The sequence below is a fragment of the uncultured Campylobacter sp. genome, from assembly GCF_905371695.1.
GTDB lineage: Bacteria > Campylobacterota > Campylobacteria > Campylobacterales > Campylobacteraceae > Campylobacter_A.
In genome coordinates this window covers 1-4,879 of record NZ_CAJPMA010000108.1, presented here as the reverse complement: position 1 = coordinate 4,879, position 4,879 = coordinate 1, and the positions used below count along the sequence as shown (strand labels likewise).

6 protein-coding genes and 1 pseudogene are annotated in these 4,879 nt (G+C 41.8%); 6 read left to right on the top strand and 1 reads right to left on the bottom strand.

Translation table 11 applies throughout. From position 1 onward, the window contains the following. Window positions 1-45 precede the first annotated feature (45 nt). Entirely contained in the window at window positions 46-783 is a 738-nt protein-coding gene (locus tag QZ147_RS08280; RefSeq protein WP_051288428.1) for an XRE family transcriptional regulator, read from the bottom strand. A gap of 80 nt (window positions 784-863) precedes the next feature. On the opposite strand from QZ147_RS08280, the gene QZ147_RS08275 reads away from it, so the two are divergent. From QZ147_RS08275 to QZ147_RS08250, 6 genes and pseudogenes are all read left to right on the top strand, one after another. Continuing rightward, window positions 864-1,046, top strand: a complete 183-nt coding sequence (locus tag QZ147_RS08275) for a hypothetical protein (protein ID WP_021090359.1) — start codon at window positions 864-866, stop codon at window positions 1,044-1,046. 1 nt (window position 1,047) lies between these two features. Further along, a complete protein-coding gene (locus tag QZ147_RS08270) occupies window positions 1,048-3,051 on the top strand; it encodes a Mu transposase C-terminal domain-containing protein (protein ID WP_035167050.1) in 2,004 nt (667 codons plus the stop codon). Window positions 3,052-3,127: 76 nt separating this feature from the next. Further along, the gene (locus QZ147_RS08265) at window positions 3,128-4,033 is read left to right on the top strand and encodes an ATP-binding protein (protein WP_295149194.1); all 906 of its coding nucleotides are present in this window, start codon (window positions 3,128-3,130) and stop codon (window positions 4,031-4,033) included. Next, window positions 4,033-4,281: a hypothetical protein gene (locus QZ147_RS08260; RefSeq protein WP_295149191.1), complete on the top strand. Its 249-nt coding sequence runs from the start codon at window positions 4,033-4,035 to the stop codon at window positions 4,279-4,281. Before QZ147_RS08265 ends, QZ147_RS08260 begins: the two co-directional genes overlap by 1 nt. 64 nt (window positions 4,282-4,345) lie before the next feature. Next, window positions 4,346-4,687 (top strand): hypothetical protein, encoded by a 342-nt coding sequence (locus tag QZ147_RS08255; protein ID WP_295149189.1) that lies wholly within the window; start codon window positions 4,346-4,348, stop codon window positions 4,685-4,687. A 35-nt stretch (window positions 4,688-4,722) separates the two neighbouring features. Then, window positions 4,723-4,879 (top strand): annotated as a pseudogene (locus QZ147_RS08250) (host-nuclease inhibitor protein Gam); the annotation flags it as partial.

The window sequence follows — 4,879 nt, the reverse complement described above, 5'->3', positions numbered from 1 at the left end:
CTTCAAAAACTTCAAAAATTATTTTAAAATTGCGTAAAATAGGCTTTATGCTGATATTAAACCCGACGGAAGCACTTTTTTAACTACGCCCACGATTTTAAGCTGGTCTAGCTCGTCATCCTCTACTACTATATCTTCATAAAGTTTGTTCATGGAGGTTAGACGAATACGCTTTTTTATTGGGTCTTTAAGTAGCTTTTTGACATATAGATCGCCACCGAGGTTTGCTATTACTATCTCGCCGTTACTGGCCTCATGCGTAGGCAAGACAAGCACCATATCGCCATCTTTTAAAAACGGTTCCATGCTGTTACCAAGCACGTTTATAACATCGTATTGTTTGGCCGGTATACGCAATATAGTCGTTAAAAAAGAAGCCGTAACGGGTATGCTTTTAAAGCTCTCGTTGTCGTTGTTTGCGCCGTATCCGGCAGCCGCGCTAACGTTAGGGAAAAAGCGCAAATTTATAAGCTTATTTTCTTGCTCGCTTATAAGATTTTGCATCTTTTGTAATTTTTCAGATTTTTCTGGACTAATGGACATATTAGGAGACGACTTATGGACACTTATGGACAAACTATTGGACATTTTGTCGTTTAGAAAATAAGATACATTTACGCCAAATGCAGAGGCAATTTTTTCTAAATTTAGTTGCGTAATATTACCTTTGCCGCTTTCGTATAATTGTATGCTAGACTTGCCAACTCCTGATTTTTCAGCCAAATCACCTTGCGTCCATTCCTTGTCTTCTCGTAAAGACCTAATCTTTTGTGCTAAATCCATAGAACACCCTTGACAAACCTAATAAATTAGATTATAATTTCGACATTGATACCAAAATTATATCAAAGGAAGCTTAAACGATGATAGATTTAATCGGCAACGTAAAAAGCGGCGGAGTAGCGGAGCAAATCCAAATCAAGACAAATAAAACTTTAAAGAGATTTTGCCGCGAAAATAACCTAAGTTATGGCAGTATTTTAAACGGCTATTTTTCTAAAAAGGCTAAAAATACCTTTAAAAAAGTCGGTATAAAAGTAGCCTAATATGTGGGTAAGTTCTAAGCAAGCGGCGGAAATTTTGGGCGTGAAATACGACGCTTTAATGAAAGCAATCAAGCGTGCAGAACAAGCAGGCAAAAAAATTTGCTCAATAAAACCTAATATATTAGGTTTTATCTACACCGACGGTATAGGTCGAGGCGGCAAAACCCTCCAAATCTGGATCGACGATGCCGTAACAAACGACGACCCAAGCAAAAAGGAGTCAGACGATGAGAAAAATAGCCTTGATCGCGGTTTGGATCATAGCCGCGGTAGCGATAGCGCCGATTTTTGCAGCGCTGTGGATAGCGCAGTTAGCGATGGATATATTATGGACGGTAGCGGCTGCTGCGAGCGCGGCGGCGATAGCCGTAATCTGCTTTGCGGAGCGCAAGCTTGCGAAAAAATAGAGGCCAAAAGCGCGAGCCAAGATCAGGTAAAGATAAAAATCGAGGATTTAGAAAATATGAATAAGCTAAAAGCCGTGCGCGAGCTAAAAAACTGCCCAAAAGGCATGAGTAAGACTATATGGGGTAAAGGAGTAGCGAAAAAATACGGAGTTAGTTTAAAGACGCTTTACGAATGGGTGAAACTAAACAAAAAAGAGGACGTAGAGATAGAAGACGATGAGTTAAGCATTGATTTTAGGGCTAGTTTTAATAGTTCTAGCTTTGAAATGAAAGCTTTAGAGTGGGCGGTTGGGTTTATGTTACATAATCCTTTGAGCTCTAAAAGGTTCGTTTACGAAAAGCTTGAAATTTACGCAAAAGAGAACGAGCTAAATATAGGCTCTTATCAAAGTTTTGCGAGATTAACGGCGAGCGCTGAAATAAAAGCCATGCTGCTTCGCGCAACCGCCGGAGATAGAGGGGTGAGAAACGAGATAGCCTCTCATATCATCAGGGATCTAAACTGCTACGAGAGTATGGAGCTAGTTTGCGGCGATCAGATAGTATTTGATTTTGATGCTATCGGCCCCGACGGAGAGGTGCTAAATCCAAACGCTTACGTATGGATAGATATGGGAAGCGGAGCGATAATCGGCGTGGACGTAACGTTTGGCAAATATAACCGCCTAAGCGTAGGAAGGAGCCTAAAAAACGCACTAAGATTCGGTATGGCGGACGCCATATACACCGATAACGGCAAGCCAGAGCTTAGTAACTACATAGAGCAGGTAAGGAGTCAGCTAAGCGGCATAAAATTTAGAGACTTCGACGATCTTGCGCCAAACATGATACACAAAAAAGCAAAGCCAGGAAACTCGCGCGCAAAACCTATCGAAAATATTTTTAACCACGTTCAAAGACGTATGGCTGAAATGATCATATCAGAGTGCGGCGGTGGGGTGAGCTACCATAAAGACAAACGCGAAAATCAAGAAATTTTAAAAAAATATATGAAAGAAAATCCTCTGAATTTCGATGATTTTATAAGCTACTTTGAAAAGGCGGTCAGGTGGTGGAACGAGCACTATAACGAAAGTCGCAAAATCTATCCTATGAAAAGTTTTCTTGAAAAGTTAGAAGCTAAACCAAAGGCGGTATTCGACGAAACGACGCTTGATTTTATATTTAGCGAAAGAAGAGCCATCAAGGTAAAAAATAGCGGCGTAACGCTAACGATAATGGGGCAAAAACGCACTTATAGCCATCCTAGACTTTGCAAATTTAACGGCGAAACGGTGGAAGTGCGCATAAACGAGAACGACTACGAGAGAGTAAATATCGTGGATATGGATAGCCACAGAGCGCTATGCGAGGCAAATATCATAGATAGGATAGATCCAAGAGATCACGAAAAAGTAAAAGCGCAAATCGCTAAAAACGAAGCGGTGATTAAAGCCGTGAAAGCGGCGTTTGGCTACTACTCTAACCTATACAAAAAGCCAAGTGCGATGAACGCGTATTCAAGTGTGGCGCACGAAACCAAGGTAAAAAATGAGAAAACTAGAAAAATTAATAAAAAAATAGCGATGAGCAACGAAGAGTTGCTTAATGCTATGTGAGCAAGCGAATGAGCGGAGTATATCGCGAAAGCGATACGAGCGATGGATATAAAAATAAACCTTATAAGGAGAATTTATGAGTATTAGTTTAAAAGAAAAATTTGAGCTTTGCCAAGCTTACGGCGAAACGCTAGAAACGATAGGCAAAGCTATAGGTAAAGGCGGTGGAACGGTAAGCGGCGTTATCAACGGCAAATACGCTTCGTCTAAGGCCGAGCTTTACGAGACGGCGATCGAGGCGCATTTGGATAGGGTTTTGGCGGCAAACGCCGAAAAAAAAGAGGCTAAGACGCCTAAAAGCGAAGTTTGGCTAAGCACGGCGCAAGAAAAGATAAGAGATAGGATTTTTAAAATGAACGCGAGCGGGCTTAGCTTTTTCGAGCTAATTTTAGGCGAAAGCGGCATGGGAAAGACCTTTTTACTAGAAATGACGGCGCGCGAGCTTGGCGGAGTATACGTCAAAGCCCGCAAAAGCCTAAGCGCAAGCGCATTTATGAGCCTACTTTTGCGAGCTATCGGCGAAAAACCGAGCGGAAACACGGATGATAAATTCGAAGCCTTTTGTGAGGCTATAACGCAGAGCAAAACGAGGCTAATAATCGTGGATGAAGCCGATTTGTTCGTAAAGGACAACGACTTAACGTTTGAGAGAAAATTTGAGCTTTTAAGGGAAATTTACGAGTACGGTAAACGAAATAATCTAGGTATAGCCGTCATAGCGGTAGGTCTTGGCGTGCTTAAAAAACGTATAGATAAGCTGGGAGGCTATTTACAAAGCAGGCTTACTTACTCTCCGGAGATGGTTTTAAGCAGGGACGAGCTCATAAAAATCGGTCAAATGAACGGAATAGAGGGAGAGATAGCGGAGTTTTTAGCCGAAGGTGACAATGCGAGGCTATATGAAAAAACGTCGCTAAATTTGGCTTTGGGATACGAAGCTAAAGTGGCGGCCAATCTAGTATATCAAACAAGGAGAGCGTGATGGCGATAAATTTTCTTAAAAACGACGTAGCGGAGCGAACGCAAGCGGCGGGGCTAGTTAGGCTGGTAAGAGAATTTGAAGAGAAAGGATTTGAAATGAGGGTAAGTGCTAAAGGTGAGCTATGGGGCATAAGGCGCGCAAGCATGATAAAGGGCCAAAAGGCTGACTACTCAAAGAGTATGTTTAAGCTAGTAGGCAAATATATCATAAGAACCGCCGACGGCAAAGTAATCGATACGGCAGCTTAAATTTAATTTTTCGGGAGCTCTGCGGAGCTTCCTATAAAGTTAAATTTTTAAGAAAGGAGAATAGATGAAAACAGCGAGATTAGTGTTTGTTTCTACGCCCTATGCCAGTATCGAATGCAAAGATCGGGATAGAAACTACTATGCTAAGCAAATAGCGCAGCAGGCTTGCGCTATCGTCAGAGCTAACGGCTACGAGCCTATCTCGCCCGTACTTGCGTGGATGGATATATATAGCGAGCTTGAGCGTGAAAGAGTAATGAAAAACTGCGAAGAACTGCTTAGAGTGTGCAGCTACTACTACAGCCATCCGTGCAAGTGGAGCGACAAGAGTAAGGGCATGGCACAAGAGGCGGCATGGGCTAAAGAATACGGTCTTAGTGAGCTTAAATTTAGTTTGTTCGAGTGATAGGGCTAATAAAAATTTTTAATGAGGAGTAAAAGATGCAAATAACTAGTTTTAGTGATGTTGATGTTGCCTTGAAAAGGCTTTGCGAGCTAAGCGTAGGTATAGAAAAAATCAACGGTGAAGTAACGCTTGAGTGTAACCGTATAAAAGAAGCTAGAAAGAGCGAAGTTGAAAGATTGGAAAGCGAAAAGA

Excerpts from the sequence above, each read along its gene's own strand:
- QZ147_RS08280 (WP_051288428.1), bottom strand. The coding sequence starts at position 783 with ATGGATTTAGCACAAAAGATTAGGTCTTTACGAGAAGACAAGGAATGG.
- QZ147_RS08275 (WP_021090359.1), top strand. The coding sequence starts at position 864 with ATGATAGATTTAATCGGCAACGTAAAAAGCGGCGGAGTAGCGGAGCAA.
- QZ147_RS08270 (WP_035167050.1), top strand. The coding sequence starts at position 1,048 with ATGTGGGTAAGTTCTAAGCAAGCGGCGGAAATTTTGGGCGTGAAATAC.
- QZ147_RS08265 (WP_295149194.1), top strand. The coding sequence starts at position 3,128 with ATGAGTATTAGTTTAAAAGAAAAATTTGAGCTTTGCCAAGCTTACGGC.
- QZ147_RS08260 (WP_295149191.1), top strand. The coding sequence starts at position 4,033 with ATGGCGATAAATTTTCTTAAAAACGACGTAGCGGAGCGAACGCAAGCG.
- QZ147_RS08255 (WP_295149189.1), top strand. The coding sequence starts at position 4,346 with ATGAAAACAGCGAGATTAGTGTTTGTTTCTACGCCCTATGCCAGTATC.